Origin of the sequence: Bradyrhizobium sp. CCBAU 51765 (genome assembly GCF_015291725.1) — a bacterium.
GTDB classification, from domain to species: Bacteria; Pseudomonadota; Alphaproteobacteria; order Rhizobiales; family Xanthobacteraceae; genus Bradyrhizobium; species Bradyrhizobium liaoningense.
This window is the reverse complement of sequence record NZ_CP030038.1, coordinates 2,933,208-2,957,155: the sequence shown is the minus strand read 5'-3', so window position 1 is coordinate 2,957,155 and position 23,948 is coordinate 2,933,208. Positions and strand designations below refer to the sequence as shown.

Here is a 23,948-nt window from a genome sequence, read left to right as displayed (position 1 = left end):
ATCGAAGCAAAGCTCGGGCGAGATCAGCCGCGGGGCTGCGAAGGCGTGTCTGCGATGAAGATGCGAAGGAGCGAACGACGCCTTCACCCGTGCTCCGTCATTGCGAGGAGCCCTTGCGACGAAGCAATCCAGACTGCCTCCGCAGAGAGATTCTGGTTTGCTTCGCTGCGCTCGCAACGACGAGATTGAGACAGCTGTGTACGAAAACGCTACTCTCGCGCCCCGGACGCAGCGCAGCGTTCGCTTCGACGGTGCGCTGCAACGCGTCCGGGATACGAGAGTCTCACAGATACCGCGACAGCTCGGCCTTGAACTGCCCGTACACCGCGTCCTCGATCTGGCTGCGATTGATGCCGATGTCGCGCAAGGCGCGGTCGTCGAGCTCGCTCAGCGTCTTGACGGCGGAGCGGCGCTCGAGGCGGTCGAACAGCGCGGTGACGCCATGAGCGAGCGCACCTAAAAACCCGCCCGACGAGGATGGGCGTAAACTCCGCCCGGCAGTTTGCGAAATCGTGGTCATTTTTCTTCTCCGGCGTGTCGTTCCGCGGCGAAGCCGATGCCTTTGGCGCGGACGCTGTCAGCGCCTGCACCTCGTTTGCCGTTGGATTGCTCTCGCTCCCCTCGGCTCAATCGCGGATCTTGATGGAACTTAAATGCTCCGGTACACTTCTCGGAGCAAGCAAAACATTGCTCTCGGTGCAATAATGTCCAAGTTCGAGTACGTGAAGCTTGCCGATGCCATTGCGGCCGATATCACTAACGGCACGTTAAGGCCCGGCGACCGGCTGCCGCCGCAGCGCAATTTTGCCTATGACCGTGGCATCGCGGTCTCGACCGCGAGCCGGGTTTATACGGAATTGCTCCGCCGCGGCCTCGTGGTCGGCGAGGTCGGCCGCGGCACCTTCATCTCCGGCGACATCAGGCGCCAGGTCGAGACGACGCGCGAGCCGGCCGAGGCGCGCATCAATTTCGAGGTCAATTACCCGCTGCTGCCGCAGCAATGGGCGATGATCGCCAAGAGCCTTGCGGGGCTGGAGCGCGTCGACGCGCTGGAGTCCGCGCTACGCGTTTCGACCAGCACCGGCACCAGGAGCGCGCGCAATGCGGCCGCCGCCTATCTCGCGCGCAAGGATTTTACGCCGCAGGCGGACCAGATCTTCTTCACCGCCAACGGCAAGCAATCGCTCGCGGCCGCGCTTGCGGCGCTCGTTCCCACCGGTGGCCGCTGCGGCGTCGAGGCGCTGACCTATCCATACGTCAAGAGCATCGCCGCGCGGCTGGGTGTGACGCTGGTCCCGATTCCGATGGACGAGCACGGCGCGCGGCCGGATGCGATCCAGAAGGCGCACCGCGAGGCGCACCTGTCGGCGCTGTATCTCCAGCCCATCATCCAGAATCCGCTCGGCGTCACCATGAACGCGACGCGGCGCGCAGACATCATGCGCGTCGCCGAAAAGCTCGATCTTCCCATCATCGAGGACACCGTTTACGGCTTCCTCGCCGACGACGCGCCGCTGGCCGCGCTCGGGCCGGACCGCTGCATCGTGATCGACAGCCTGTCCAAGAAGGTCGCGCCCGGCCTCGCGCTCGGCATCCTGGTCGCGCCGCCTTACTTGCGAGAAAGCGTGATGAGCGCGGTCCGCACCGGCGGCTGGATCGCCTCCGGCCACGCGCTGGCGGCCGGGCAGCGGCTGATGGCCGACGGCACCGTCGCCGAGCTGACGCGCCTGAAGCGCATCGACGCGGCGCGCCGCCAGCAGACCGCCGCAAGGCTGCTCGCCGGCTACCAGCTCGCCGCCGATCCGCGCTCCTATCACCTCTGGCTGACACTGCCGCCGCACTGGCGTTCGCAGACCTTCGTCGCCGCGGCGGCAAGGCGCGGCATCGCGCTGACGCCGTCCTCGACCTTCGCGATCGCGCATGGTCATGCACCAAACGCGGTGCGGCTCGCCCTCGCCCCGCCGTCGCCCGAGCAGCTCGATTCCGGCCTGCGCACGATCGCCTCGCTGCTCGGCACCAAGGAAGAGGATTTCGATTCGACGGAGTAGCTCAGACCTCCGGCCAATCCGCGATGAAGCCCCTCGCCTTGTAAGGCTCGATCTTGTCCCATTCGTGCAGCATGCGGCGGCGAAATTCGGCATCGGTATGCCAGAGCGCACGCGGCGTCGCGAAGCTGTCGACGGTGAGCAGCATCTTCTCGACCTCCGGCCAGTGCCGCTGCAGCGTCATCGGGTAACGCCGCGCGGTCCAGGTATTACCGAGGCAGATCACGCTGCGGATGTTCCGCAGTCCGAGCGCCGCATCGATGACCGGCAGCGAGAAGATCACGTTCTCGCCGGTGTTCATCGCGCGATGCTCCTCAAGGATAAGGTCCACCGGAATGCCCGCCGCGATCATCGCCGCCTTGATGATCGTGCACTCGGATTGCTCCGAGCCCGGCGTTACACCGCCGCTGACAATCGACCAGCGGAACAGCCCCTCGCGCCAGAGCCTTGCGGCAGTGCCGGCGCGCAAGCCAACGTCTTCGCGGGTGCCGAACATGAACAGCAGGTCGGCTGACCGCAGCGGCGTGTCGACCAGATGCGTACGGTTGATTCTGGCGATCTCATCTGCCGTCGGCAGACGGGTGCTGCGGTCCATGACTGACATGAACGCAAGATGCGACGCCGGCGCCGCGACGCGAAGTCACGTTTGATTTCGGCCGATTGCGGTCAAGGCAGCAGAGCCTTCGGCACGCGATCGAAGCTGTAGCTCCGCGGCTTGTTGCGCCACACGAAGCCGCCGACCTGCCAGGCAAACAGCGCGGCGAAGCCGAGGATGAACAGAGCGCCGGCGAACTCGCCGATCAGAAGCGCGCGGATCAACAGCGCCGCCATCGCCACGGTCAGCACCGCCAGGAACGCCAGCGCCGCCGCATAGGTCCTGCGGCCAAGGCCGGCGGTCAATTCGGCCCGGCTGCCGGCCTGCGCCATCCGCGCATGCAGCGCGAGAATGAAATCGCGGAAGCCGGTGTCCTGCGGCGCCATCAGCGCCGCGGTCTGCCAGCTCGTCGACAGGATCGCGATGCGCCCGCCGCCGGTGCGGCTGACATCGGCACGGAAACGGTGCTGCTGCATCGAGACCGGGCGGAACGACAGCCGGATCGCCGAGATCTCGTCGTAGCGCCACAGGCCGGAGCGTCCGGCGATGTGCCAGGACAGCCCCTGCTCCGTCAGCTCGAAACGATGCGCCGACCCGATCAGCGAGGCCTTGTAGGCGTAGCTCGTGGCCGCATCGGCTTCAGCTCCCGGCATATCGATCACAGGTCCCATTCGCGATCCGCTTGCGCGATCGCCCTCGCCCATCCTACAAGCGAGGCATGGCTGAGACGATGTTTTTTCCGCGCCGGCTGATTCTCGGCGCCGCTATGATCTCCGGCGTGCTGCTCGCACTCGCGGTCCACATGCTGGGCGCGCGCTATGGCCTCGACCTCGGCGGGCTCTGGCGCTCCGACACGCAGGAGTTCATGCCGACGGGCGCGGCGATCGCGTGGTGGCTGATCGCCACGGTCGGCTTCTCCGGCGGCTATTTCACGGCGAGCCTGATGCAGAGCGCCGTCTCCGGACAGATCCCGCAAAGGATGCGGCAATTCCTGATCGCGGTCGGCGTGCTCTTGCTTGCGGGAGCAGGCCAGGCGGCCTCGGCGCCGAGCCCGATCCCGACCGTCTCGGGCGTGCTGGCCGGGCTCGCCGCGCTCTGCCTCGGTGCCGTGATGGCATTTTGCGGCGCGCATTTCGCGTTGCGACGCGGCTGACCTGCTCCGCCGACCCACGCCAGCGCGCTCATAGCATACACGTCGAAAAGAAAGCGCCGCGCGTGGCCGCGCAGCGCTTTCCCGTCTGCACCGTGACGGCTAGCTCGCCGCGCGCAGATTCACCTTGCTCTCGGCGAGCGTCGTCAGCTTCTTGTCGGTCGCCTTCTCCTCCTCCAGCGTCTTGGCGAGGACGCTGGCGCAGTCGTTGCGGCCGAGCTGCTTGGCCCAGGCGATCAGGCTGCCGTAGCGCACGATCTCGTAGTGTTCGGCGGCCTGCGCCGCGTTGATCAGCGCGGCGTCGAGCACCGCCTTGTCGGCGACTTCGCCGGCGGTCTCGTCGGCTTCCTCGATGATGCCGTCGATGGCCGGGCAGTCGACTGCCTTCGCGGCGACGCCGTGCATCTTGAACACTTCCTCAAGTCGAGCGACGTGCTGCTTGGTTTCCTCGAGGTGCGTCAAAAAGCCCTGTTTCAGCTGCGGATCGGTGGCCTTGCTTGCCATCTTCGGCAGCGCCTTGGTGAGCTGCTGCTCGGCGTAATAGATGTCCTGAAGCTGATGCACGAACAGGTCGTTCATGGTTTTGATGTCTTTTGTGAACAGTCCCATCGTTCCGATCCTCTCGGGGTTTCGGGGAACACGGAGGCGCCGGCTTGCACGAAAAGCCGCATATTCCGCCATGTTCGATTGCTGATGAAACCTAACGAGCACGTGGCATCGACGTTCCAAAAAGCGCCGATACCGTTTGCGCTGGAACAATGCGGACGGCGCCAGGATTTGAAATCGTGTCGGCGCACCAAACGCGCGAGCGGAGCCGGTTTCACGACTCATATGCTTAACGCGCATCCGATGTGAACCGCGTATGACAAAAGTGGCCGTCCAACGCAGAACCTATTGTTGTCAAGGGCTGCACAAGCCGCTGATTTTGCCTTAAATGAGCTTGATCATGCCTAGCGATCGATGCCTGCCTTTGGCCATGATCGCGTCCGACCGGCCAATGCCTGGCCCGGTCGGTCTTGCCCCCCGCCGGGAGGATGAATGCACGGACTGCTGCCCGCGCTGAAACGCGGCTTCAAGAGATGGATCGGCTGGCGACGGCTTGGAATTGCCGCGAGCGTCTTCATCATCGCCTTCGCGATCACCACGCTGGTGCGGACCCTCAAGGGCATCGATACCGGCGTCATCCTGACCGCGCTGACGGAGATTCCCCGCGGCAATATCGGGCTGGCGGCGATCTGCGTCTTCTTCGCGTTCTGCACGCTGACCTTCTACGACTTTTTTGCACTGCGAACGATCGGCAAGAAGCACGTGCCCTATCGCATCGCGGCGCTCTCCAGCTTCACGTCCTATTCGATCGGCCACAACATCGGCGCGACGGTATTCACCGGCGGCGCCATCCGTTTCCGGATCTATTCGGACTACGGGCTCAACGCGATCGACGTCGCCAAAATCTGCTTCCTGTCGGGCCTGACCTTCTGGCTCGGTAACATCTTCGTGCTCTCGATCGGCATGGCCATCCATCCGGACGCCGCCTCCGCGATGGATCAGCTCCCCTCGTCGATCAACCGTCTGATCGCTCTCGGCGGCCTCGCCTCGATCGGCGCCTATCTGGTCTGGCTCTGCATGGGCGAGAAACGCCGCGAGCTCGGCCAGAAGGGCTGGAAGGTGGTGCTGCCATCGGCACCGCTGACCCTGGTGCAGATCCTGATCGGCGTGGTCGATCTCGGCTTCTGCGCCACGGCCATGTACCTGTTGATGCCGGCCAACCCGCCGATCGACTTCATGTCGCTCTCCGTCGTGTTCATTCTGGCGACCCTGATCGGCTTTGCCAGCCATGCCCCCGGCTCGATCGGCGTGTTCGATGCTGCCATGCTGGTGGCGTTGCCCGAATTCGGCCGCGAGCAGCTTCTGGCGACGCTGCTGGTGTTCCGCATCCTCTATTTCGTGATCCCGTTCGGCCTCGCCATCTCCATCATGGGCGCGCGCGAGCTCTGGATGAACGTGGTCGAACCCTGGCAGGAGCGGCGGCGGCTGGCGGAGGCCTGCGCGCAGGCCAACCTGCCCAAGCAGGTGACACCGATGGAGCGGGAGCGGTTGCTGCGGCAGGCCAACAAGCGCTAAGGAGCCGGCGCAGACAAAGGTTGCGGGCGGCGGAGCAATGCTCTCTTATTTCCGCCTCAACTTTGCCGTTGAAGACCGGGCTATGATCCCTTTATCCCTTCGTACTCTCGCCGCGGGCGCTCTGCTGCTTGCCGGGCTTCTGACCGCCTTGCCGTCCGAGCGCGCCGCCGCGCAGGATGCGGGCGCCATGCAGATCGATTGGGAGGTGCGTAACCGCTTCCGGCTGTTCCGCGAGGAGCGCGACTTCCTGCTCCATGTCGAGAACGCGCGCAACCGCAGCATCCTCGCCGCCGAGCAATCGCTGGAGCTGCAGAGCGAGGGCCGCGGCTGGGCCCGCAACATGGTCAACCGGCTCTGCATCGACCTCCAGGGCCGGGTCAACCAGCCCTGTACCCGCGACAACGTCAAAGAGAACTACATCACCCCGATCGACCATCCGGTGACGGTGCGACTGACCGGCGCGGTGCCGGTCGGCGCCACCTGCGCCTGGTCGTTCGACGACGGCGACGGGCCGCAACAATCGACCTTCGACTGCGCCGAGCCGATCAATCTGCGCGTCCGCTACGGCAGGCAGACGGTCGCGACCGTCGATGTCTCCGCCGGCTCCGATCCGACCCAGCGCCTCCAGACCGAGATCCGTGTCCGCGACATTTTCGTCGCCGGCCTCGGGGACAGCATCGCCTCCGGCGAGGGCAATCCGGACCGGCCGCTGGCACTCTCGGACGAAGGATTTTGCTTCCGCTCCTATCTCGGTACCGCAGGCGCACAGTACTACCGGCCGAGCCGCCACGGCTTCAAGGGCGGCCGCGCCTGCGAGGCGCCCGATACGCTCGCCAACTGGCAGCGCTACAGCGCGCTCTGGTTCAACGCGCCCTGCCACCGCTCGCTCTATAGTTACCAAACCCGCACCGCGCTGGCGCTCGCGGTGCGCTACACCCACATCGCCGTGACCTTCCTGCCGCTCGCCTGCACCGGCGCCAGCATTGCCGACGGGCTGCTTGGCTCGCAGCGCGCCCGCGAATGCCCGCCCGGCAAGACCGGCGTCTGCAACACCAGCGTGAACGCGCAGGTCGCCGAGCTGCGCGAAGCGCTCACCGCGGCAAAGAAGCGCCAGCCCGATCGAACGCTCGATCTCGTGCTGCTTTCGGTCGGCGCCAACGACGTCTACTTCTCCGGCCTCGTCGCCGACGTCATCGTCGACACCGCGACCGAGCGGACGCTGTTCCGCCGCTCCGGCGTGATGGCGAGTGTCGATGATTCTCGCGATGCGCTGACGCGTGAGCTGCCGCAAAGCTTCGTCAAGCTGCGCGAGGCGTTGAAGCCGCTCGTCGGCGGCGACCTCTCACGCGTCGTCTATGTCTCCTACGCCAATCCTGCGCTCGCCGACGGCGGCGTTCCCTGCCGCGGCGGCCGCGCCGGCTTCGACATCCATCCGTCCTTCAACGCCGATCCGCAGCGCCTCGCCCGCGTCTCCACCTTCGTCGACACGGAATTCCTGCCGCAGCTGAAGGGGCTCGCAACCTGCACCCGCGGGGCGCTGTGCCGCGATCCCGAAGCCGACCGCATGACCTTCGTCGATGCGCACCAGGCCACGTTCGCCGACCACGGCTTCTGCGCCCATTCGGGCAATGACCCCGAATTCGACCGGGCCTGCTTTGCCGAGAACGGCCAGAGCTTCAATCCCGATATCGTCAGCGCAGCGAGCCAGCCGATGCTGTGCGGCCGCGGCGCCTCGGAGTATCGCGCCTACCTCCCCCGCGCGCGCTGGATCCGCGACGCCAATGACAGCTATTTCGCAGCGATGACCTATCCGCAGGGCTTGCCGGCGGCGAGCCAGCCGACCGACATTCACGATGCGACCTGGGGCGTGCTCTCCGCCGTCTATGGCGGCGCCGTGCATCCGAGCGCCGAAGGTCACGCCGCCATGGCGGATGCGGCGCTGCCGGCCGCGAGCGCCGTGCTGGGGCTCGATGCTGTACCGCCGAACGTGACGCGCGGATTCCTGCCGCAGCTATTGCCGAGCGCACAGCAGTAGCGGCGCACTGTCTCCACAACCTCTATGGTCATCGCCCGACTTGATCGGGCGATCCAGTACTCCGTAACGGTCGTGATGAATCGAAACGCCGCGGCGTACTGGATTCCCCGCCGGAGCCTGTCATCGGGCTCGCCGAAGGCGAGACCCGGTGGCGGGGAATGACAGCGGTGTGCGTGGTGGGCACGTTTGCCAACACCCCGGTCGTTCCCCTCACCCGCCGTTCCATCGATCCAAAGACGGCATCGATCGATACTCCCTTGAACTTGGACACTTTGCCGCGCGCGCCTCTAGGACTCGCCTCGAGGAAATGTTCGAGTTCTAAGGAGGCGCATGATGAGCGCAGTGGTGTCCGCCGCGGACGTGGGGAGGTCTCGCGTCAGGCTGTTCATCGTGACCATGTTGTTCCTGGTCACGACAGTCAATTACGCCGACCGCGCCACGCTGTCGATTGCGGGCCCTGCGCTCTCCAGGGAGCTGCATCTCGATCCCGTCGCCATGGGCTGGATCTTCTCGGCCTTCGGCTGGTCCTATGTCGTGGCGCAGGTGCCGGGCGGCTGGCTGCTCGACCGTTACGGCTCGCGCTTGGTCTATGCCTTCAGCATCATCATCTGGTCGCTGTTCACGCTGATGCAGGGCTGGGTCGGCTTCCTCAGCGCCGGCCCGGCCGTCGTCGTGCTGTTCGCGCTACGCCTCCTCGTCGGCGTCGCGGAAGCACCGTCGTTTCCCGCCAATGCCCGCATCGTCGCGGCGTGGTTTCCCGGCAACGAGCGCGGCACCGCGTCGGCCTTCTTCAATTCGGGACAATACTTCGCGACCGTGATCTTCGCGCCGCTGATGGGCTGGATCGCGCACGCCTATGGCTGGCGCTTCGTGTTCTTCGTGATGGGGGCGCTCGGCATCGTCATGGGTCTCGTCTGGATCAAGACCATCTATGGTCCGAAGGAGCATCCTTCGATCAACGAGGCCGAGTTCGACTACATCAGGAACGGCGGTGCGCTGGTCGATCTCGATGTGCCCAGGAACGATCCGAAGCAGGAGCGCGCAGCGCAATCCGGCTCCGGGTGGGACCACATCCGCCAGCTGCTCTCCAACCGGATGATGCTCGGCGTCTATCTCGGCCAGTACTGCATCAACACGCTGACCTACTTCTTCCTGACCTGGTTCCCGGTCTACCTCGTCAAGGAACGCGGGCTGTCGATCCTGCAAGCCGGTTTCGTCGCGACGCTTCCTGCGCTGTGCGGCTTCATCGGCGGCGTGCTCGGCGGCATCATCTCCGATGCGATCCTGCGCGGGACCGGCTCGCTGACCATGGCGCGCAAGATCCCGATCGTCGGCGGCATGCTGCTGTCGATGTCGATCATCGCCTGCAACTATGTCGACGGACAGGCGCTCGTGGTGGGCTTCATGGCGCTCGCCTTCTTCGGCAAGGGTATCGGCGCGCTCGGCTGGGCCGTCGTCTCCGACACGTCGCCGAAGGAGGCCGGCGGCGTCTCCGGCGGCCTGTTCAACACCTTCGGCAATCTCTCCTCGATCACCACTCCGATCGTGATCGGCTACATCCTGGCCGCGACCGGCTCGTTCAACGGCGCGCTTGTGTTCGTCGGCCTCAACGCGCTGGTGGCGGCGTTCGCCTATCTCGTCATCGTCGGCAAGATCGAGCGGGTGGTGCTCAAAGGTTCCTCCTGAGGGCTCTCACGGGAGCTTGACCAGGCAACTTGCGGCGGCTCACCAGCCGCCGCCTTTGTATTGGGGGTGATCGATGCTAGAAGTGCCGGGGAAACGCCTTATCCATCTAAGGCATGTATCGATGTTCGACCTCAACCAGCTCCGCTGCTTCGTCACGGTGGCAGAGGAACTGCATTTCGGCCGCGCCGCTGCGCGGCTGAACATGACCCAGCCGCCGCTGTCCCGGCAGATCCAGGTGCTCGAACACATCATCGATGCGCCGCTGCTCGAACGCACCAGCCGCTCGGTACGCCTCACCCCTGCCGGGCGCAGCTTCCTGCCGGAGGCGCGGCGCATCCTCAAGCTGGCGGAAAGCGCCTCGCAAGTCGCCCGCCGCATCGCACTCGGCAAGATCGGCTCGCTCAAGATCGGCTTCACCGCGGCTGCGGCCTACGGCTTCCTGCCGGAGCTCGTCGCCGCCTGCCGCGCCAAGCTGCCCGAAGTCGATTTCTCGCTGAAGGAGATGGTGTCCGGCGACCAGTTTGAGGCACTGACCTCCGGCCAGATCGATGCCGGCCTGCTGAGGCCGCCGATCGCGCGTCCCGAACTCACCAGCCGCCGCGTCGTCGCCGAGCCCCTGCTCGCCGCGATCCCGAGAAAGCATCCGCTGGCGAACGCCGAGAGCATCGCCATCAAGGATTTCGACGACCAGCCCTTCGTGATGTACTCGCCCTATGAGAGCCGCTACTTCCACGACCTCCTGGTCGCGCTGTTCACCCGCGCCGACGTGCTGCCGCGCTACGTCCAGCATCTCAGCCAGATCCACTCGATCCTCGCGATGGTGCGCGCCGGCCTCGGCCTTGCCATCGTGCCGGCCGCAGCCGCGAACCTGAAGATCTCCGACGTGCGGCTGCGGCCGCTGAAGCTGCGCAACCGCGTGCCCGTCGAGCTGTTCATGGTCTGGCGGCGCGAGGACGAGAATCCGCTGCTGGCGGCGCTGGTCAAAACCGCCGGCGAATTGTCCTCCGCGGAGCTGCCGGAGGATTGATGCTCAATCCGCATCGGTCGATATAGGATTTGGCTTGGACGCGCATCGAACGGTCTCCTAAACCTCGGCGCATGGACGCGCAGGCTTTGCGTCCTCCGCAACACGCACGAAGGGAGCCGCGCCCGTGAGCAAGATGACCCCGCAGGAAATGGCCAAGACGATCGGATCCGGCCTCCTGTCCTTCCCCGTCACGCCGTTCAGGGCTGACTACTCCTTCGACGAGGCGACCTACCGCGCCAACATGGACTGGCTGTGCGGCTACGACGTTGCCGGCCTGTTCGCCGCCGGCGGCACCGGCGAGTTCTTCTCGCTGACGCCATCTGAGGTCCCGCAGATCGTCAAGGTCGCCGTCGAGGAGACCAAGGGCCGCGTGCCCGTGCTTGCCGGCACCGGCTACGGCACCGCGATCGCGCGCGAGATCGCCATCGGTGCCGAGAAGGCGGGTGCCGATGGGCTGCTGCTGCTGCCGCCCTATCTCACCCATTCCGAGCAGGACGGCCTCGCCGCCCATGTCGAGACCGTCTGTGCCGCCGTGAAGATCGGCGTCATCGTCTACAACCGCGACAACGCCATCCTCCAGCCCGACACGCTGGCGCGCCTCGCCGAGCGCTGCCCGAACCTGGTCGGCTACAAGGACGGCATCGGCGACATCGAGCTGATGACCCGCGTCTACACCAAGCTCGGCGATCGCCTCACCTATATCGGCGGCCTGCCGACTGCGGAGACCTTCGCGCTGCCCTATCTCGACATGGGCGTGACCACCTATTCCTCGGCCGTGTTCAACTTCGTGCCGGAGTTCGCCACCAGCTTCTACGCCGCGGTGCGCAGGCGCGACCATGAGACGATCCATGCCGGCCTGAAGAACTTCATCCTGCCGCTGATCGCGATCCGCAACCGCAGGAAGGGCTATGCGGTCTCGATCATCAAGGCCGGCATGAAGGTGATCGGCCGCGACTCCGGCCCGGTCCGGCCGCCGCTGACCGACCTCACCGAGCAGGAGATGGCGGAGCTGACCGCACTGGTGAAGAATCTGCCCGCCATCCGATCGACACAACAGGCGGCAGAATAACCAAGACAACGGGGAGGAGCTCGCGATGGCCCGGATTGAGATCTCTGGCGCACCTGTTGTCACAGCGATGCAGGTGATCCCGGTCGCGGGCCGCGACAGCATGCTCCTCAATCTCAGCGGCGCGCATGCACCGTTTTTCACCCGCAACATCGTCATCCTCACCGACAATTCCGGTCACACCGGCGTCGGCGAGGTGCCGGGCGGGCAGAGGATCTGGCAGACACTGCAGGATGCCCGCGATCTCGTCATTGGCAAGACCGTCGGCGCCATGAACAACATCCTCGCCGATGTCCGTGCCGCCTTCGCCGATCGCGACGCCGGCGGCCGCGGCAAGCAGACCTTCGACCTGCGCGTGATGATCCACGCGGTCACGGCGATCGAAGCCGCACTGCTCGATCTGCTCGGCCAGCATCTCGGCCTGCCGGTCGCAGCCCTGCTCGGCGAAGGCCTGCAGCGCAAGAGCGTCGAGACGCTCGGCTATCTCTTCTTCGTCGGCGATCGCCGCAAGTCGAAGCTCGACTATGTCGCGGGCGAGAGCGGCAAGGCGGAATGGTTCAACCTGCGCCATCAGGAAGCGATGACGCCCGAGACCGTGGTGCGGCTCGCGGAAGCGACCCACGACCATTACGGCTTCGCCGACTTCAAGCTCAAGGGCGGCGTGCTCCGCGGCGAGCAGGAGATCGAGGCCGTCACGGCCATCGCAAAGCGTTTCCCGAACGCGCGCGTCACACTGGACCCGAACGGCGCCTGGTCGCTGGACGAGGCCGTCAGGCTCTGCAAGGGCATGCACGGCATCCTCGCCTATGCCGAGGATCCCTGCGGCGCCGAGGCCGGCTTCTCCGGCCGCGAGATCATGGCCGAGTTCCGCCGCGCAACGGGGCTGCCGACGGCGACCAACATGATCGCCACCGATTGGCGGCAGCTCTCCCATGCGCTGCGCCTGGGCGCGGTGGACATCCCCCTCGCCGATCCGCATTTCTGGACCATGCAAGGCTCCGTGCGCGTGGCCCAGACCTGCCGCGACAACGGCCTAACCTGGGGCTCGCATTCCAACAACCACTTTGACGTCTCGCTCGCCATGTTCACCCATGTCGCCGCCGCCGCCCCCGGCAAGGTCACCGCGATCGATACCCACTGGATCTGGCAGGACGGCCAGGCGTTGACGAAAGAGCCGCTCCAGATCAGGGGCGGCAAGATCGCGGTGCCCGATCGCCCCGGTCTCGGCATCGAAATCGACCGCGCCGCCATCGAGGCCGCGCATGAGCTCTACAAGAAGCATGGACTCGGCGCCCGGGATGACGCTATGGCCATGCAGGACCTGATCCCCGGCTGGACCTTCGACGACAAGCGTCCGTGCCTCGTGCGATAAGAAACGTCAGGCATGATCCCGGGAAAGCGGACACCGGTTTTCCGATAGGATCATGTCCCTTGTACAAGGAGGAAAAGATGACAGCGATCCTGAGGAACTTCATCGGCGGCGAATGGGTCGAGGGCTCCGGCGTCACCAGGAACATCAACCCCTCCAACACCAACGATGTCGTCGGCGAATATGCCAAGGCCGACAAGGCGCAGACCGAGAAGGCGATCGCCGCCGCGAAGGCCGCCTTCCCCGCCTGGGCGCGCTCGACCCCGCAGGAGCGTTATGACGCGCTAAACAAGATCTCCGCCGAGATCCTCTCCCGCAAGGAAGAGCTCGGCCGCCTGCTCGCCCGCGAGGAAGGCAAGACCTTGCCGGAAGGCATCGGCGAGGTCGCGCGCGCCGGCCAGATCTTCGCGTTCTTCGCCGGCGAAGCGCTGCGGCTGATCGGCGAGAAGGGGGCCTCAGTGCGTCCCGGCCTCGATGTCGAGCTCACGCGCGAGCCGGTCGGCGTCGTCGGCATGATCACGCCCTGGAATTTTCCGATCGCGATCCCCGCCTGGAAGATCGCGCCGGCGCTCTGCTACGGCAACACGGTCGTGTTCAAGCCGGCCGAGCTGGTGCCCGGCTCCGGCCATGCGCTCGCCGAAATCATCACCCGCTCCGGGATTCCGGCCGGCGTGTTCAACCTCGTGGTCGGCTCCGGCTCCGTGGTCGGCCAGACGCTGCTCGAGCATCCCGATGTCGCCGCGATCTCCTTCACCGGCTCGGTGCAAACGGGGCGCAAGATCGCGCAGGCCTGCGTGCTGTCGAACCCCATGAAGAAGTTCCAGCTCGAGATGGGCGGCAAGAATCCGCTGGTCGTGCTCGACGACGCCGACCTCAAGACCGCCGTCGAGGTTGCCGTCAACGGTGCCTATTTCTCCACCGGCCAGCGCTGCACCGCCTCCTCCCGTCTCATCGTCACCGAAGGCATCCACGACCGCTTCGTCGCGGCGATGGCCGAGCGGCTCAAGGGCCTGTCGGTGGACGACGCGCTCAAGGCCGGCGTGCATATCGGCCCCGTGGTCGACCAGAGCCAGCTCGACCAGGACCTGCGCTACATCAAGATCGGCCAGGACGAGGGCGCCAAGCTGGCCTTCGGCGGCGAGCTGCTCAAGCGCGAGAACCCCGGTCACTATCTTCAGCCGGCGCTGTTTACCGAAGCCAGCAACAACATGCGCATCGCGCGTGAGGAGATTTTCGGCCCCGTCGCCGCCGTCATCCGCGCCAAGAACTACGAGGAGGCGCTCGCGATCTCCAACGATACCGAGTTCGGCCTCGCCTCCGGGATCTGCACCACCAGCCTGAAATACGCCTCGCACTACAAGCGCAACAGCGAGTCCGGCATGGTGATGGTCAACCTGCCGACCGCCGGCGTCGACTATCACGTGCCGTTCGGCGGCCGGAAGGGCTCGAGCTACGGCGCCCGCGAGCAAGGCTCCTATGCGCGCGAGTTCTACACGACGGTGAAGACGGCTTATACGTTCCCGGGCTAACCGCGGGGAATATCTCGTAGGGTGGGCAAAGCGAAGCGTGCCCACCACCTACGTTTGGGCGTGAAGCATGGTGGGCACGGCGCGTTGCGCCTTTGCCCACCCTGCGGCTTCGGAGACAAGCGCAAATGGACCAGGACGTCGCAGCGAAAGAGCAGCCCCGCTACATCAAGCTCAACGAGCGCGACAATGTCGCGATCGTGGTCAACGATTTCGGGCTTCCCGCGGGCTCCCGCTTCGCCAGCGGACTGACGCTGCGCGCCTTCGTGCCGCAAGGGCACAAGACCGCGCTGGTCGACATCGCGCAAGATGCGCCAATCATGCGCTATGGCGAGATCATCGGCTATGCGCTGTCGCCGATCGAGGCCGGCGAATGGGTGGATGAAGCGCGCATTCGCATGCCGGAGGCTCCTGCCCTCGACAGACTGGAAATCTCGACTGCCGTCCCCGCGCCGCTGCCGCCGCTCGAAGGTTTCACCTTCGAGGGCTATCGCAATCCGGACGGCTCGGTCGGCACCAAGAACATCCTCGGCATCTCCTCCTCCGTGCAATGCGTCAAGGGCACGATGGAATATGCGGTCAAGCGCATCCGCGCCGAGCTGTTGCCGAAATACCCTGACGTCGACGACGTCGTGCCGCTGACCCATGCCTATGGCTGCGGCGTCGCCATCAATGCACCCGACGCGGTGGTGCCGATCCGCACCCTGCAGAACCTCGCGCTCAATCCGAATTTCGGCGGCGAGATCCTGGTCGTCGGCCTCGGCTGCGAGAAGCTGGCGCCGGAACGGCTGGTGCCGGAGGGCGTGGGCGATGCCATCGTGCGCATGCAGGACGAAGCCTTCGACGGCTTCGGCGCCATCGTCGATGCGATCATGACCCAGGCCGAGACCCGGCTGAAGGTGCTCAACGCCCGCAAGCGCGAGACCTGCCCGGCCTCCGATCTCGTCATCGGCCTGCAATGCGGCGGCAGCGATGCCTTCTCCGGCGTTACCGCGAACCCCGCCGTCGGCTTCGCCGCCGACCTCCTGGTGCGCGCCGGCGCCACCGTGATGTTCTCCGAAGTCACCGAGGTGCGTGACGCCATCCAGCTGCTCACCCGGCGCGCGGTCAACGAGGATGTCGGCCGCGCGCTGGTGCGCGAGATGGCCTGGTACGATTCTTACCTCGCCCGCGGCGGCGCCGATCGCAGCGCCAACACCACGCCGGGCAACAAGAAGGGCGGACTCGCCAACATCGTCGAGAAATCATTGGGCTCGATCGTGAAGTCCGGCTCGAGCGCGATCACCGGCGTGCTCTCGCCCGGCGAGAAGGCGACGCAGAAGGGCATGCTGTTCGCGGCGACGCCCGCCTCGGACTTCATCTGCGGCACGCTGCAGCTCGCCTCCGGCATGACGCTGCAGGTGTTCACCACCGGCCGCGGCACGCCCTATGGCCTTGCCGCCGCGCCCGTGATCAAGGTCGCCACCCGCAGCGAGCTGGCGCGGCGCTGGAAGGACCTGATCGATTTCGACGCCGGCAGCATTGCCACCGGCGAGAAGACCATCGAGGAATGCGGCTGGGACCTGTTCCGCCTGATCCTCGACGTCGCTTCTGGCCGCACCAAGCCGTGGTCGGACCGCTGGGGCATTCACAACGATCTGACGCTGTTCAATCCGGCGCCCGTGACCTGAGGGGTCACGGACCGTCGATCAGGTGCATGTCGCCCAGCGTCAGCGGCAGGCTGCGGATGATGAGGTCCGCTATCGCCGCGCGAAGCCGTTCGCTCGAAACCGAGCCCTTGAGCGGTTCATCGATCGATCCGCTCGGGCCGGCGATCCTCACCGTCCCGGTGTTGTCGAGCGGCGCGGCCGCCCGCTTCTCGATCACGTCGAACGTCTTGCCGTCGATGACGCGGACCTCGTACAGCGCGTGGATCAGGCCGTAGTCCGCGAGCAGCGTCCGGTATTCGGCGAGCCCGACGCCCTCGACGTTGCGGCCGTTTCCAAGTTTCGATCTCGCCCGGGTGATGACGATGTACGCATCCAGTCCCTGCGGCGTGACATCGCTGCGAACGAGTTCCTTGAATGGATCGCTGCGCAGCAGATTGACGGGCGCAACCGCCGAATCCCTGATCGCCGCGAAGGCTGCGCGCCTGTAGTTCACCGGCTGCACGCGAAAACGTCCACTGAGCAGCTTCGTCGCCTGCTGGACGATCAGCTCGTCCAGCCCCCATGCGCTGATCGAGACACTTTGCCCGGTGTTGCCGATCGCGGTCAGGCCGGCTTGCGTCAGGCTCATCTCCTCGCCGATCGCCGAGACGATGCCGACGGTCTTGATCGCCTGGAGCTTCGTCGCGCGCGTCTCGAACGCCGCGGCAGCGCCAAGGGCGATACACGCGGCCGCGAGGCCAACCCATAGAAAAGCAATGCGGCGCATGACGACCTATCGGATTCTGAAATCGAACGAATAAGACGCGCCGAGGCCAACGGTGGTCTGGTTCGACGATCCCCGCAGCTTCACCAGCGGGCTGTCCGCGACGTCGCCAAGCAGCTTCTCGTACTCGACATAGGCATGCACCTCCCACTGCGGATTGATGCGATAGGAGATCTGGCTTCCAAAGCCGACAGAGTGTGCGCCGCCCCTGGCATCGTACATCGGCAACCCCGATGCAAGGGCCTGCGCGGCGTCGACGCCGAAATACGGCGCGGTCGCGTTGGTGCTCTTCCAGGTGAAGCGGGGGCCGGCCGAGATCGTCAGCCGTTGGATGAGCGGGACGATGACGTCGGCCGAGACGTCGGCCACGGTGCCGGTATGGCCGCCGAAACCCTGACGCAGCTCGCTGCGCAGGCGCAGCCAGTCGACCGGATAATATTCGACGAAACCGCCGAGCTCGTAGGCGGCGTCGACATTGCCGAGGCCGGTCAGCTCGGAATATTTGTCGCTCTTGCGCGAGGAGACGTATTTGAACGCAGGCCCGGCGTGAAAATTGCCGACGTCGAGCAACGCGATGCTGGCGCTGTCGCGCGGACCGCGAAACTGGTCGATCGACCCGGCGCGGCGAATGGCGAAAATCGGAATCGGCACAAACTTGCTGCTTTTCGATCCGACGAAGTCAGGCGTGTATTCGCCGCCGATGCCGACCATGACGGTCCAATTTCCGGACGGTGAAGGCAGCATCGGCAGTTCGAACGGTGGTGCTGGCAGCGTGAACGCGCTCTGCGCCGATGCAGATTGCGCACTCGTCAAGATCGCACCGAGCGCAGCGAGACAGGCTGTCGTCCGCCGCGCGGTCGCCGTGAGGCGGAGAGCGGCTTCTTCGAAAAACATCATTGCGGGGCCCCCGGACCGGCCTTGCGGGCCTGGTCGACTCGTGTGGTTCAGAGCCACAGCATGTGGTCCGGCAAAATTGCCCCAAGATTGCAAGGCGAGAGCCGTCGTCCGAGACGTCGCGCGCCAGGCGCCGCCGGATCAACATTGCCCGAACATTGCCGCGCCGCAGCCGCGCCCTCAAATCTTGACGGGCAGTGCCCGCGAACTCTCCCGTTCCTGCCTTTTATTCGCCAAGCTCGCCACCCTAATGGGAACCCTAGCGCACGAGCCGAAACGCCAGGCGTCGGTCAGGGAGCGTCACGGTCAGGGTTTTTGTTACCCCAGCAGAGTCAAGGACGACCCCGCGTGCGCTCCCTCGTGATCGAAGACGAACCGCAGATCGGCGCCTATATCACCCGGCTGCTCGGTCAACTGCACGGTATCGTCGACCTCGTCGGCTCGATTGCGGAGGCCAGCCAGGCGCTGGAGAACTTCAAATATGACCTCGCGATCGTCGACCGCATGCTGCCCGACGGCGATGCGCTCCAGGTCGTCACGGCGCTGAGCCAGTCGCCGGAGCGCCCGGCGATCATCATGCTGACGTCCAAGGACGCCAAGGAAGACGTCGTCGAGGGCCTCAACGGCGGCGCCGACGACTATCTCGGCAAGCCGTTCGAGCCTCAGGAACTGATAGCGCGCGTGCGCGCCGTGTTGCGACGGCCCCGGCTGCTCGCGCCCTCCGTGCTTTCGCTAGGTAATGTCGAGCTGCATCTCGGCAGCAACCAAGTCGTGGTCGCCGACAGGAAGATCCTGCTGCGGCGGCGCGAGGCACTGATCCTCGCCGCCCTCCTGATGCGCCGCGACCGCGTCATCACCCGCGCCGCGCTGATCGAGGAGATCTACGGCTTCGACGACGAGATCGAATCCAACACGCTCGAAGCGCAGGTCTCGCGCCTGAGGAAGAAGCTGGCCGCATTCGGCGGCGACGTCGAGATCCGCAGCATGCGGGGCATTGGCTACATCCTGCGGCTGGCGACACCGCGATGAGATCGATCGCCCGGACGTTTGCGTTCTCGCTCGGCATCGCCGCCACAGCGATCTTTCTGATCATGGTCGGTATCTTCGTCTGGCGATACCCGATGGAGGAACGCGAGTTCAGGGCCTGCGGGGTCGTAGCGAACCTTCTCGACCGCGCCACGGTGATCGACGCGCAGACCCTGACGGTACGTTCGACTCCCGCACTCGAGGAATTGAAGGGGGACAGCCCGAACCTCTGGTACGTGGTGTCGGCGGGCGATCTGGTCAGCGAGTACGGCAGCGAACACCGGCCTGCCCTCCCCTTCGCCTTTCCGTATCGCGGGCCCGTCGGCTCGTCCGTCTTCAGCACGCTCGACCAGAAGAGCACCTTCTGTCTCGCCGTTGCGCAACGGGGCTCGTTGCGGCTCACGATAATGTTCGGCGAGCCTCAGGTCCGCTTCGGCCGAATCGCGAGAAACTTCCTCGCCCGCCGCATTTTTTCAATCCTGCTGGTGGCACTGGCCTTTGCGGCGACCGTCGCCATCGGCTCGGCGCTCGCTGCACGTTTCGTCTCGCGCGGCATCGAACGGGTCGCGCGCCGCGCGCTCGCGATCGATCCCTCGGCCCCGCAAGGTTTGATATCGCTGTCCGAGGTCCCCTCCGAGTTGAAGCCCCTGGTCGAGGCCCTGAACCGCGCTTTCGGTGAGATCGATGCCTATATCAGGATGCAGCGCCGCTTCCTCGGCAATGCCGCGCACCAGCTGCGCACGCCCCTGACGCTGCTGCGCGCGAAGATCGAGGACGTGCCCGAGCCGGGCCTGAAGGCCGAGCTGGTACGCGATGTCCGCCGCCTCACCTCGCTGGTCTCCGCCATGCTCGACCTGGCGAGGCTGCAAAATCATACGATCGAGACGCGACCGATCGACCTGGCCCAGATCACGCTGGAGGTACTCGCGGATTTCAGTCCCTCGGCGCTGGATGCCGGCATCGAGCTTGCGCTGGAACGTGACGGGGATGGTCCGTTCCTGGTCCAGGGCGTCGACGCCGCCGTTCGCAGCGCGCTCGCCAATCTCGTCGGCAACGCGCTCATCCACGCCCGTGGTGCGCGACGCATCGTCGCCACGGTCGGTCATGGCAGCATCTCGGTTGAAGATGACGGCGCGGGCCTGCCCGACGGCGCGGAAGGCAAGCTGCTGGAGCCATTTCAGACCGGCAACGCCGCCGGCGATGGCGCGGGCCTCGGCCTGTCGATTGTCCGCGAGATCATGGCCGCCCATGGCGGCGAGTTGATCGTCTCTTCCGCGCCCGGCTGCGGCACGACGATGAGCCTGCGCTTTCCCGCGGCCGCCGCCCCGGTCAAATCTCCGCAGCTTGATCTGCAAGAGCGTTGAGCTGCTCATTCGTCATTCCGCGGCGCACGACGTGCGAACTCTGGTGCGCAATTGCACACCTGAGAATCTCGCGCAACGACCTCCGGATTCCGGGTTCGACGCTGCCGCGCCGCCCCGGAACGGCATCGAAGATTGATGGCGGCTACGTCATGCTGCCCGGCATGAAGCAGCGCACGCGCGGATGACCGTCGATATAGTGCTTCCAGACCATGGTGCGGCCGAACTTGTTCGGCACGGTGATCACGGCACCGTCGGGCACCACGACCCATTCGTCGTCGATCCGCACGCGGTAGCGGCCGCGATCCGACTCCCAATCGACGTCGGCAATGACGTAGCCGTCGGCATCCGAGCAGCACTGCCCGAATTCGCTGTGCAGACTCTCGAACCAGGGTTTTAACGGCGAGTTGGCGTAGCGGCCGTCGTCGCGCGCCAGCGCCGAAGCCGCAAGCAGCGTCGTCAACCCCAGCAGCGTGGCAGCACCTGATATGGCAGGTCTCATGTCGTCTCCGCGGTCGAAGTGATCGCCGCGAGGCAAACGCTGCCGTCCACCCTCCGCGTGGTGCGCGACGGGCGTGGAGACGGCGACTCGCTCCCCAGCAGCTTTGCTGACAGCTATGCAAATCCGGCGCCAGCGTGCATTCCGGGGAACTACTGGAGCGGACCCGGCACACGGTCGCCATTCGGCGAACGTGGCCGCACGGGCCGTTCAGGGATGAGGGGGGGAGCGATATCGTACTGGCTTCCCCGCTGAGCCTGTCATCTGGCTCGCCGAAGGCGAGAGCGAGTGGCGGGGAACGACCATGCGCCGACGCTACGGCAGTCGAGCGGCAGAGGGTGCGAAGTACGCTTCTACTGCTTCGGCGGCGCCATCATCGCACCGCCCTTCTTCGCCGCTGGCGCCGCCGGCTTCGCAACGGCAGCCTGTGCAGGGAGATATTTTGCCACGATGGCAGGATCGATCTGCGCGATATTGGCATCCGGCAGACGCGTCCAGGTCTCGTCCTTGCCGAGCAGCGCGATGCCGAGATAGCCGCGCAGCGTCAGGGTCTGGCCGTCGGGGCTGATCCGCATGTTGGCCTTCCAGATCTGACCGTCGCGCGGATTGAGCACGTTGCCGCCTTCGTACTTCAATCCTTCGCGCTTCATGTTCCGGACGAACGAAATGCCGAGCACCGGCGCGTTCTTGCGATCGTCGGTGCACTTGCTGCAAACCTCGTTCGGATTGTCAGTTGGCCGCGGGAAGGTCTTTGCGATCACACCTTCGAAGACGCCGTTGTGGTCGATGAAGAGGAACCATCCGACTGTCTTGCCGTCCTCGACCTTCTGCCAGAGGCCCGCCGCCGTGGGCTCGGCGCTCTGCGCCGCACATGGGCTCACCGTCGCAAGCGACAATGCCAGCGCGAGGAAAGAGAGCAGCCGAAAGCTGGAAAAAATCCGCATTAGATCACCTTGCTATTCCACAACCGGAATGGCCGCAGACTACGGCGATTTCGCGAACGGTTCCAGCACCAGAAACATGGGGCACCGCCTCCCCGCTGCGTTCCCTCAGTTGACACCGAGCTTCTTTTGCAGGCTGGAGGACGACGTCGTGTACTGGAACACGAGCCGCTTCTCCGGATAGACGTAGCGATGGGCTTTTTGCGACATCAGCGCGCCCTCGTGGAAGCCGCACAGGATCAACTTGATCTTGCCGGGATAGGTGTTGATGTCGCCGATGGCAAAGATGCCGGGGACGTTGGTCTCGAACGCGGAGGTCTCGACCGGCACCAGATTGTTCTCCAGCGCGATGCCCCAGTTCGCGACCGGGCCAAGCTTCATGGTCAGCCCGAAGAACGGCAGCATGGTATCGCAGGCAATTTCGCTCACGCTGTTGTCGTTGCCCTTGATGGTCGCGCCGGCGAGCTTGCCGTCAGCACCGGAGAGTGCGGTGACTTGGCCGAGCCGCAGATCCATCTTGCCGCCGGCAACCAGCGCGCGCATCTGCTCGACACTGTGGGGCGCGGCGCGAAATTCGTCGCGTCGGTGCAACAGCGTGATGCGCTTGGCCAAGGGATGCAGGTTGAGCGTCCAGTCGAGCGCTGAATCGCCGCCGCCGACGATCAGCACGTTCTTGTCGCGAAACGTCTCCATCTTGCGCACGGCGTAATGGACTGAAGTGCCTTCATAGGCCTCGATGCCCGGCACCGGCGGACGCTTGGGCTGGAACGAGCCGCCGCCGGCCGCGATCACCACCACCTTGCATTCGAACACCTTGCCGGCATCGGTGGTGCAGCGGAAGGCGGGATCGCCGATCTTCTCCACGGTCTCGACCATCTCGCCGAGATGGAAGGTCGGGTGAAACGGCTTGATCTGCTCCATCAGCGCGTCGGTGAGTCCCTGCCCGGAGACATGCGGAATGCCGGGAATGTCGTAGATCGGCTTTTCCGGATAGAGCTCGGCACACTGGCCGCCGACCTTGTCGAGGATGTCGACAAAATGCGTCTTCATGTCGAGAAGGCCGAGCTCGAAGGCGGCGAACAGACCGCAAGGGCCGGCGCCAATAATCAGCACATCGGTTTTGATCACGTCGCTCATGTCGTCTCTTTGTTGGTCGTTATCGGTTGGACGGCGCCCGTCGGGCAGAGGTGACCCTGCCTGTCTAGCCAACGGGGATGGAACAGGGAAGGCATAAAAGCGGGAGCGCCCCGCAGCCGCGCCCACTTGCCGGGCCAAAATAACTGGGTTGTAACGAGGTTGGATATGACGGAGATCAACCGGTGAACGCACCAGCCCGCCTCGACATGACGCCGCGCCTTGAGGACTTTCCGTTTCGCCTCAGCGACAACGTCCGCTTCGGCGACCTTGACCCGAACCAGCACGTCAACAACGCGGTCTACGCCACCTATTTCGAAACCGGCCGCGTCACGCTGATGAAGCTTCCCGAATACGGGCTGACCCCGCCGGGCCTCGCTTGGATCATGGTGCGGCTCGACATGCATTTTCGCGCCGAGCTGCACTGGCCGAATACGATCGAGCTTGGCCTTGGGGTGGTGAAGCTTGGACGGACGTCCGTGACCTTCGAACAGGTCGTGTTCTCGAACGGGAAGTGCATTGCGTCAGCGACGTCGGTCGGCGTCCTGCTCGACGAGGCCACGCGGCGCCCCGCGCCGCTCACCGCAGAGGTGATCGAGAAGCTCAGACCCTGGCACAAGCGCGGAATCGAGGTCGCGGCACCGCGCAGTTGATATAGCGAGGGACGATCAGGCCTGACGTTCCGGCGTCGCCACGACGAGACCGTCGAGTTCGTCGGAAACCTTGATCTGGCAAGACAGGCGCGAATTCGGGCGCACGTCGAAGCCGAAGTCGAGCATGTCCTCTTCCATCGGCGTCGGGCTGCCGACCTTCTCGCGCCAGGCTTCGTCGACATAGACATGGCAGGTCGCGCAGGCGCAGGCGCCGCCACATTCAGCCTCGATACCGGGAATGCTGTTGCGGATCGCGGCTTCCATCACGGTTGCGCCGTTCTCGATTTCTACCGTGCGGGTTTCGCCCTTGTGGTCGACAAAGTGAATCTTGGCCATGTGTGCTCGTACTGCCGCGGTGCTGGGAATGAAGGAGGGTCCGGGCTGTCCTATAACGGGTCGGTTAGCCCG

The 23,948-nt window shown here is 65.4% G+C and carries 23 protein-coding genes; 13 read left to right on the top strand and 10 right to left on the bottom strand.

The features are described 5' to 3' along the window. Positions 1–283: 283 nt before the first annotated feature. Positions 284–520, bottom strand: coding sequence for a DUF1127 domain-containing protein (locus XH96_RS14020; protein ID WP_194393016.1), 237 nt, complete (start codon positions 518–520; stop codon positions 284–286). Positions 521–704: 184 nt separating this feature from the next. Here XH96_RS14020 and XH96_RS14015 point away from each other — a divergent pair, with 184 nt between their 5' ends. Then, the gene (locus XH96_RS14015) at positions 705–2,048 is read left to right on the top strand and encodes a PLP-dependent aminotransferase family protein (protein ID WP_194393014.1); all 1,344 of its coding nucleotides are present in this window, start codon (positions 705–707) and stop codon (positions 2,046–2,048) included. 1 nt (position 2,049) lies between these two features. Here XH96_RS14015 and XH96_RS14010 read toward each other — a convergent pair whose 3' ends face one another. After that, positions 2,050–2,649 carry a YdcF family protein gene (locus XH96_RS14010; RefSeq protein ID WP_194393013.1) on the bottom strand — a complete coding sequence of 200 codons (600 nt, stop codon included), beginning with the start codon at positions 2,647–2,649 and terminating at the stop codon, positions 2,050–2,052. A 62-nt stretch (positions 2,650–2,711) separates the two neighbouring features. Continuing rightward, positions 2,712–3,311 carry a hypothetical protein gene (locus XH96_RS14005; RefSeq protein WP_371740085.1) on the bottom strand — a complete coding sequence of 200 codons (600 nt, stop codon included), beginning with the start codon at positions 3,309–3,311 and terminating at the stop codon, positions 2,712–2,714. A 47-nt stretch (positions 3,312–3,358) separates the two neighbouring features. Here XH96_RS14005 and XH96_RS14000 point away from each other — a divergent pair, with 47 nt between their 5' ends. Beyond that, entirely contained in the window at positions 3,359–3,793 is a 435-nt protein-coding gene (locus tag XH96_RS14000; protein ID WP_194393012.1) for a hypothetical protein, read from the top strand. A 99-nt stretch (positions 3,794–3,892) separates the two neighbouring features. Here the strand turns inward: XH96_RS14000 and XH96_RS13995 are convergent, their stop codons facing one another. Beyond that, positions 3,893–4,399: a ferritin-like domain-containing protein gene (locus tag XH96_RS13995; protein ID WP_194393010.1), complete on the bottom strand. Its 507-nt coding sequence runs from the start codon at positions 4,397–4,399 to the stop codon at positions 3,893–3,895. Positions 4,400–4,828: 429 nt separating this feature from the next. On the opposite strand from XH96_RS13995, the gene XH96_RS13990 reads away from it, so the two are divergent. The 8 genes from XH96_RS13990 (at position 4,829) to garD (ending at position 16,290) form a co-directional block, all read left to right on the top strand. Beyond that, entirely contained in the window at positions 4,829–5,911 is a 1,083-nt protein-coding gene (locus XH96_RS13990) for a YbhN family protein (RefSeq protein ID WP_194393009.1), read from the top strand. Between the two features lie 82 nt (positions 5,912–5,993). After that, positions 5,994–7,946, top strand: coding sequence for a hypothetical protein (locus XH96_RS13985; RefSeq protein WP_194393007.1), 1,953 nt, complete (start codon positions 5,994–5,996; stop codon positions 7,944–7,946). A 333-nt stretch (positions 7,947–8,279) separates the two neighbouring features. After that, on the top strand, positions 8,280–9,632 hold the full coding sequence (locus XH96_RS13980; RefSeq protein ID WP_194394135.1) for an MFS transporter: 1,353 nt from the start codon (positions 8,280–8,282) through the stop codon (positions 9,630–9,632). Between the two features lie 121 nt (positions 9,633–9,753). Next, positions 9,754–10,659, top strand: coding sequence for a LysR substrate-binding domain-containing protein (locus XH96_RS13975; protein WP_194393006.1), 906 nt, complete (start codon positions 9,754–9,756; stop codon positions 10,657–10,659). A 124-nt stretch (positions 10,660–10,783) separates the two neighbouring features. Next, the gene (gene kdgD / locus XH96_RS13970; RefSeq protein ID WP_194393004.1) at positions 10,784–11,728 is read left to right on the top strand and encodes a 5-dehydro-4-deoxyglucarate dehydratase; all 945 of its coding nucleotides are present in this window, start codon (positions 10,784–10,786) and stop codon (positions 11,726–11,728) included. 25 nt (positions 11,729–11,753) lie between these two features. After that, positions 11,754–13,097, top strand: coding sequence for a glucarate dehydratase (gene gudD, locus XH96_RS13965; RefSeq protein ID WP_194393003.1), 1,344 nt, complete (start codon positions 11,754–11,756; stop codon positions 13,095–13,097). Positions 13,098–13,174: 77 nt separating this feature from the next. Then, positions 13,175–14,623, top strand: a complete 1,449-nt coding sequence (locus tag XH96_RS13960; protein WP_194393001.1) for an aldehyde dehydrogenase family protein — start codon at positions 13,175–13,177, stop codon at positions 14,621–14,623. 125 nt (positions 14,624–14,748) lie between these two features. Beyond that, positions 14,749–16,290 carry a galactarate dehydratase gene (garD, locus tag XH96_RS13955; RefSeq protein ID WP_194392999.1) on the top strand — a complete coding sequence of 514 codons (1,542 nt, stop codon included), beginning with the start codon at positions 14,749–14,751 and terminating at the stop codon, positions 16,288–16,290. Between the two features lie 4 nt (positions 16,291–16,294). On the opposite strand, the gene XH96_RS13950 is transcribed toward garD, so the two are convergent. Together XH96_RS13950 and XH96_RS13945 are read right to left on the bottom strand one after the other, a co-directional pair. Beyond that, positions 16,295–17,035: a hypothetical protein gene (locus XH96_RS13950; RefSeq protein WP_194392997.1), complete on the bottom strand. Its 741-nt coding sequence runs from the start codon at positions 17,033–17,035 to the stop codon at positions 16,295–16,297. 6 nt (positions 17,036–17,041) lie between these two features. Continuing rightward, entirely contained in the window at positions 17,042–17,929 is an 888-nt protein-coding gene (locus tag XH96_RS13945) for a MipA/OmpV family protein (protein ID WP_194392996.1), read from the bottom strand. A 345-nt stretch (positions 17,930–18,274) separates the two neighbouring features. Between XH96_RS13945 and XH96_RS13940 the strand changes: the two genes are divergently transcribed. Further along, positions 18,275–18,955, top strand: a complete 681-nt coding sequence (locus XH96_RS13940; RefSeq protein WP_194392994.1) for a response regulator transcription factor — start codon at positions 18,275–18,277, stop codon at positions 18,953–18,955. Then, a complete protein-coding gene (locus XH96_RS13935; RefSeq protein WP_194392993.1) occupies positions 18,952–20,316 on the top strand; it encodes a HAMP domain-containing sensor histidine kinase in 1,365 nt (454 codons plus the stop codon). Before XH96_RS13940 ends, XH96_RS13935 begins: the two co-directional genes overlap by 4 nt. A 142-nt stretch (positions 20,317–20,458) precedes the next feature. On the opposite strand, the gene XH96_RS13930 is transcribed toward XH96_RS13935, so the two are convergent. The 3 genes from XH96_RS13930 to XH96_RS13920 all read right to left on the bottom strand — a co-directional run bounded on the left by XH96_RS13930 (position 20,459) and on the right by XH96_RS13920 (position 22,890). Next, a complete protein-coding gene (locus tag XH96_RS13930) occupies positions 20,459–20,815 on the bottom strand; it encodes a hypothetical protein (protein ID WP_028177426.1) in 357 nt (118 codons plus the stop codon). Positions 20,816–21,165: 350 nt separating this feature from the next. Next, complete coding sequence (locus XH96_RS13925; protein ID WP_194392991.1) at positions 21,166–21,756, bottom strand: DUF2147 domain-containing protein; 591 nt, start codon at positions 21,754–21,756, stop codon at positions 21,166–21,168. A gap of 105 nt (positions 21,757–21,861) precedes the next feature. Continuing rightward, positions 21,862–22,890, bottom strand: coding sequence for an NAD(P)/FAD-dependent oxidoreductase (locus tag XH96_RS13920; protein ID WP_194392990.1), 1,029 nt, complete (start codon positions 22,888–22,890; stop codon positions 21,862–21,864). Positions 22,891–23,072: 182 nt separating this feature from the next. On the opposite strand from XH96_RS13920, the gene XH96_RS13915 reads away from it, so the two are divergent. Beyond that, positions 23,073–23,540 (top strand): thioesterase family protein, encoded by a 468-nt coding sequence (locus tag XH96_RS13915; RefSeq protein WP_194392989.1) that lies wholly within the window; start codon positions 23,073–23,075, stop codon positions 23,538–23,540. A gap of 15 nt (positions 23,541–23,555) precedes the next feature. Here the strand turns inward: XH96_RS13915 and XH96_RS13910 are convergent, their stop codons facing one another. Continuing rightward, positions 23,556–23,876 carry a 2Fe-2S iron-sulfur cluster-binding protein gene (locus XH96_RS13910; protein ID WP_008143731.1) on the bottom strand — a complete coding sequence of 107 codons (321 nt, stop codon included), beginning with the start codon at positions 23,874–23,876 and terminating at the stop codon, positions 23,556–23,558. Positions 23,877–23,948: the final 72 nt, after the last annotated feature.

Excerpts from the sequence above, each read along its gene's own strand:
- XH96_RS13985 (WP_194393007.1), top strand. The coding sequence starts at position 5,994 with ATGATCCCTTTATCCCTTCGTACTCTCGCCGCGGGCGCTCTGCTGCTT.
- XH96_RS13935 (WP_194392993.1), top strand. The coding sequence starts at position 18,952 with ATGAGATCGATCGCCCGGACGTTTGCGTTCTCGCTCGGCATCGCCGCC.
- XH96_RS14020 (WP_194393016.1), bottom strand. The coding sequence starts at position 520 with ATGACCACGATTTCGCAAACTGCCGGGCGGAGTTTACGCCCATCCTCG.
- garD (WP_194392999.1), top strand. The coding sequence starts at position 14,749 with ATGGACCAGGACGTCGCAGCGAAAGAGCAGCCCCGCTACATCAAGCTC.
- XH96_RS13920 (WP_194392990.1), bottom strand. The coding sequence starts at position 22,890 with ATGAGCGACGTGATCAAAACCGATGTGCTGATTATTGGCGCCGGCCCT.
- XH96_RS13945 (WP_194392996.1), bottom strand. The coding sequence starts at position 17,929 with ATGATGTTTTTCGAAGAAGCCGCTCTCCGCCTCACGGCGACCGCGCGG.
- XH96_RS13930 (WP_028177426.1), bottom strand. The coding sequence starts at position 20,815 with ATGAGACCTGCCATATCAGGTGCTGCCACGCTGCTGGGGTTGACGACG.
- XH96_RS13975 (WP_194393006.1), top strand. The coding sequence starts at position 9,754 with ATGTTCGACCTCAACCAGCTCCGCTGCTTCGTCACGGTGGCAGAGGAA.
- XH96_RS13950 (WP_194392997.1), bottom strand. The coding sequence starts at position 17,035 with ATGCGCCGCATTGCTTTTCTATGGGTTGGCCTCGCGGCCGCGTGTATC.
- XH96_RS13925 (WP_194392991.1), bottom strand. The coding sequence starts at position 21,756 with ATGCGGATTTTTTCCAGCTTTCGGCTGCTCTCTTTCCTCGCGCTGGCA.
- gudD (WP_194393003.1), top strand. The coding sequence starts at position 11,754 with ATGGCCCGGATTGAGATCTCTGGCGCACCTGTTGTCACAGCGATGCAG.
- XH96_RS14005 (WP_371740085.1), bottom strand. The coding sequence starts at position 3,311 with ATGGGACCTGTGATCGATATGCCGGGAGCTGAAGCCGATGCGGCCACG.
- XH96_RS13995 (WP_194393010.1), bottom strand. The coding sequence starts at position 4,399 with ATGGGACTGTTCACAAAAGACATCAAAACCATGAACGACCTGTTCGTG.
- XH96_RS13980 (WP_194394135.1), top strand. The coding sequence starts at position 8,280 with ATGAGCGCAGTGGTGTCCGCCGCGGACGTGGGGAGGTCTCGCGTCAGG.
- XH96_RS13960 (WP_194393001.1), top strand. The coding sequence starts at position 13,175 with ATGACAGCGATCCTGAGGAACTTCATCGGCGGCGAATGGGTCGAGGGC.
- XH96_RS14015 (WP_194393014.1), top strand. The coding sequence starts at position 705 with ATGTCCAAGTTCGAGTACGTGAAGCTTGCCGATGCCATTGCGGCCGAT.
- XH96_RS13990 (WP_194393009.1), top strand. The coding sequence starts at position 4,829 with ATGCACGGACTGCTGCCCGCGCTGAAACGCGGCTTCAAGAGATGGATC.
- XH96_RS13910 (WP_008143731.1), bottom strand. The coding sequence starts at position 23,876 with ATGGCCAAGATTCACTTTGTCGACCACAAGGGCGAAACCCGCACGGTA.
- XH96_RS14000 (WP_194393012.1), top strand. The coding sequence starts at position 3,359 with ATGGCTGAGACGATGTTTTTTCCGCGCCGGCTGATTCTCGGCGCCGCT.
- XH96_RS14010 (WP_194393013.1), bottom strand. The coding sequence starts at position 2,649 with ATGTCAGTCATGGACCGCAGCACCCGTCTGCCGACGGCAGATGAGATC.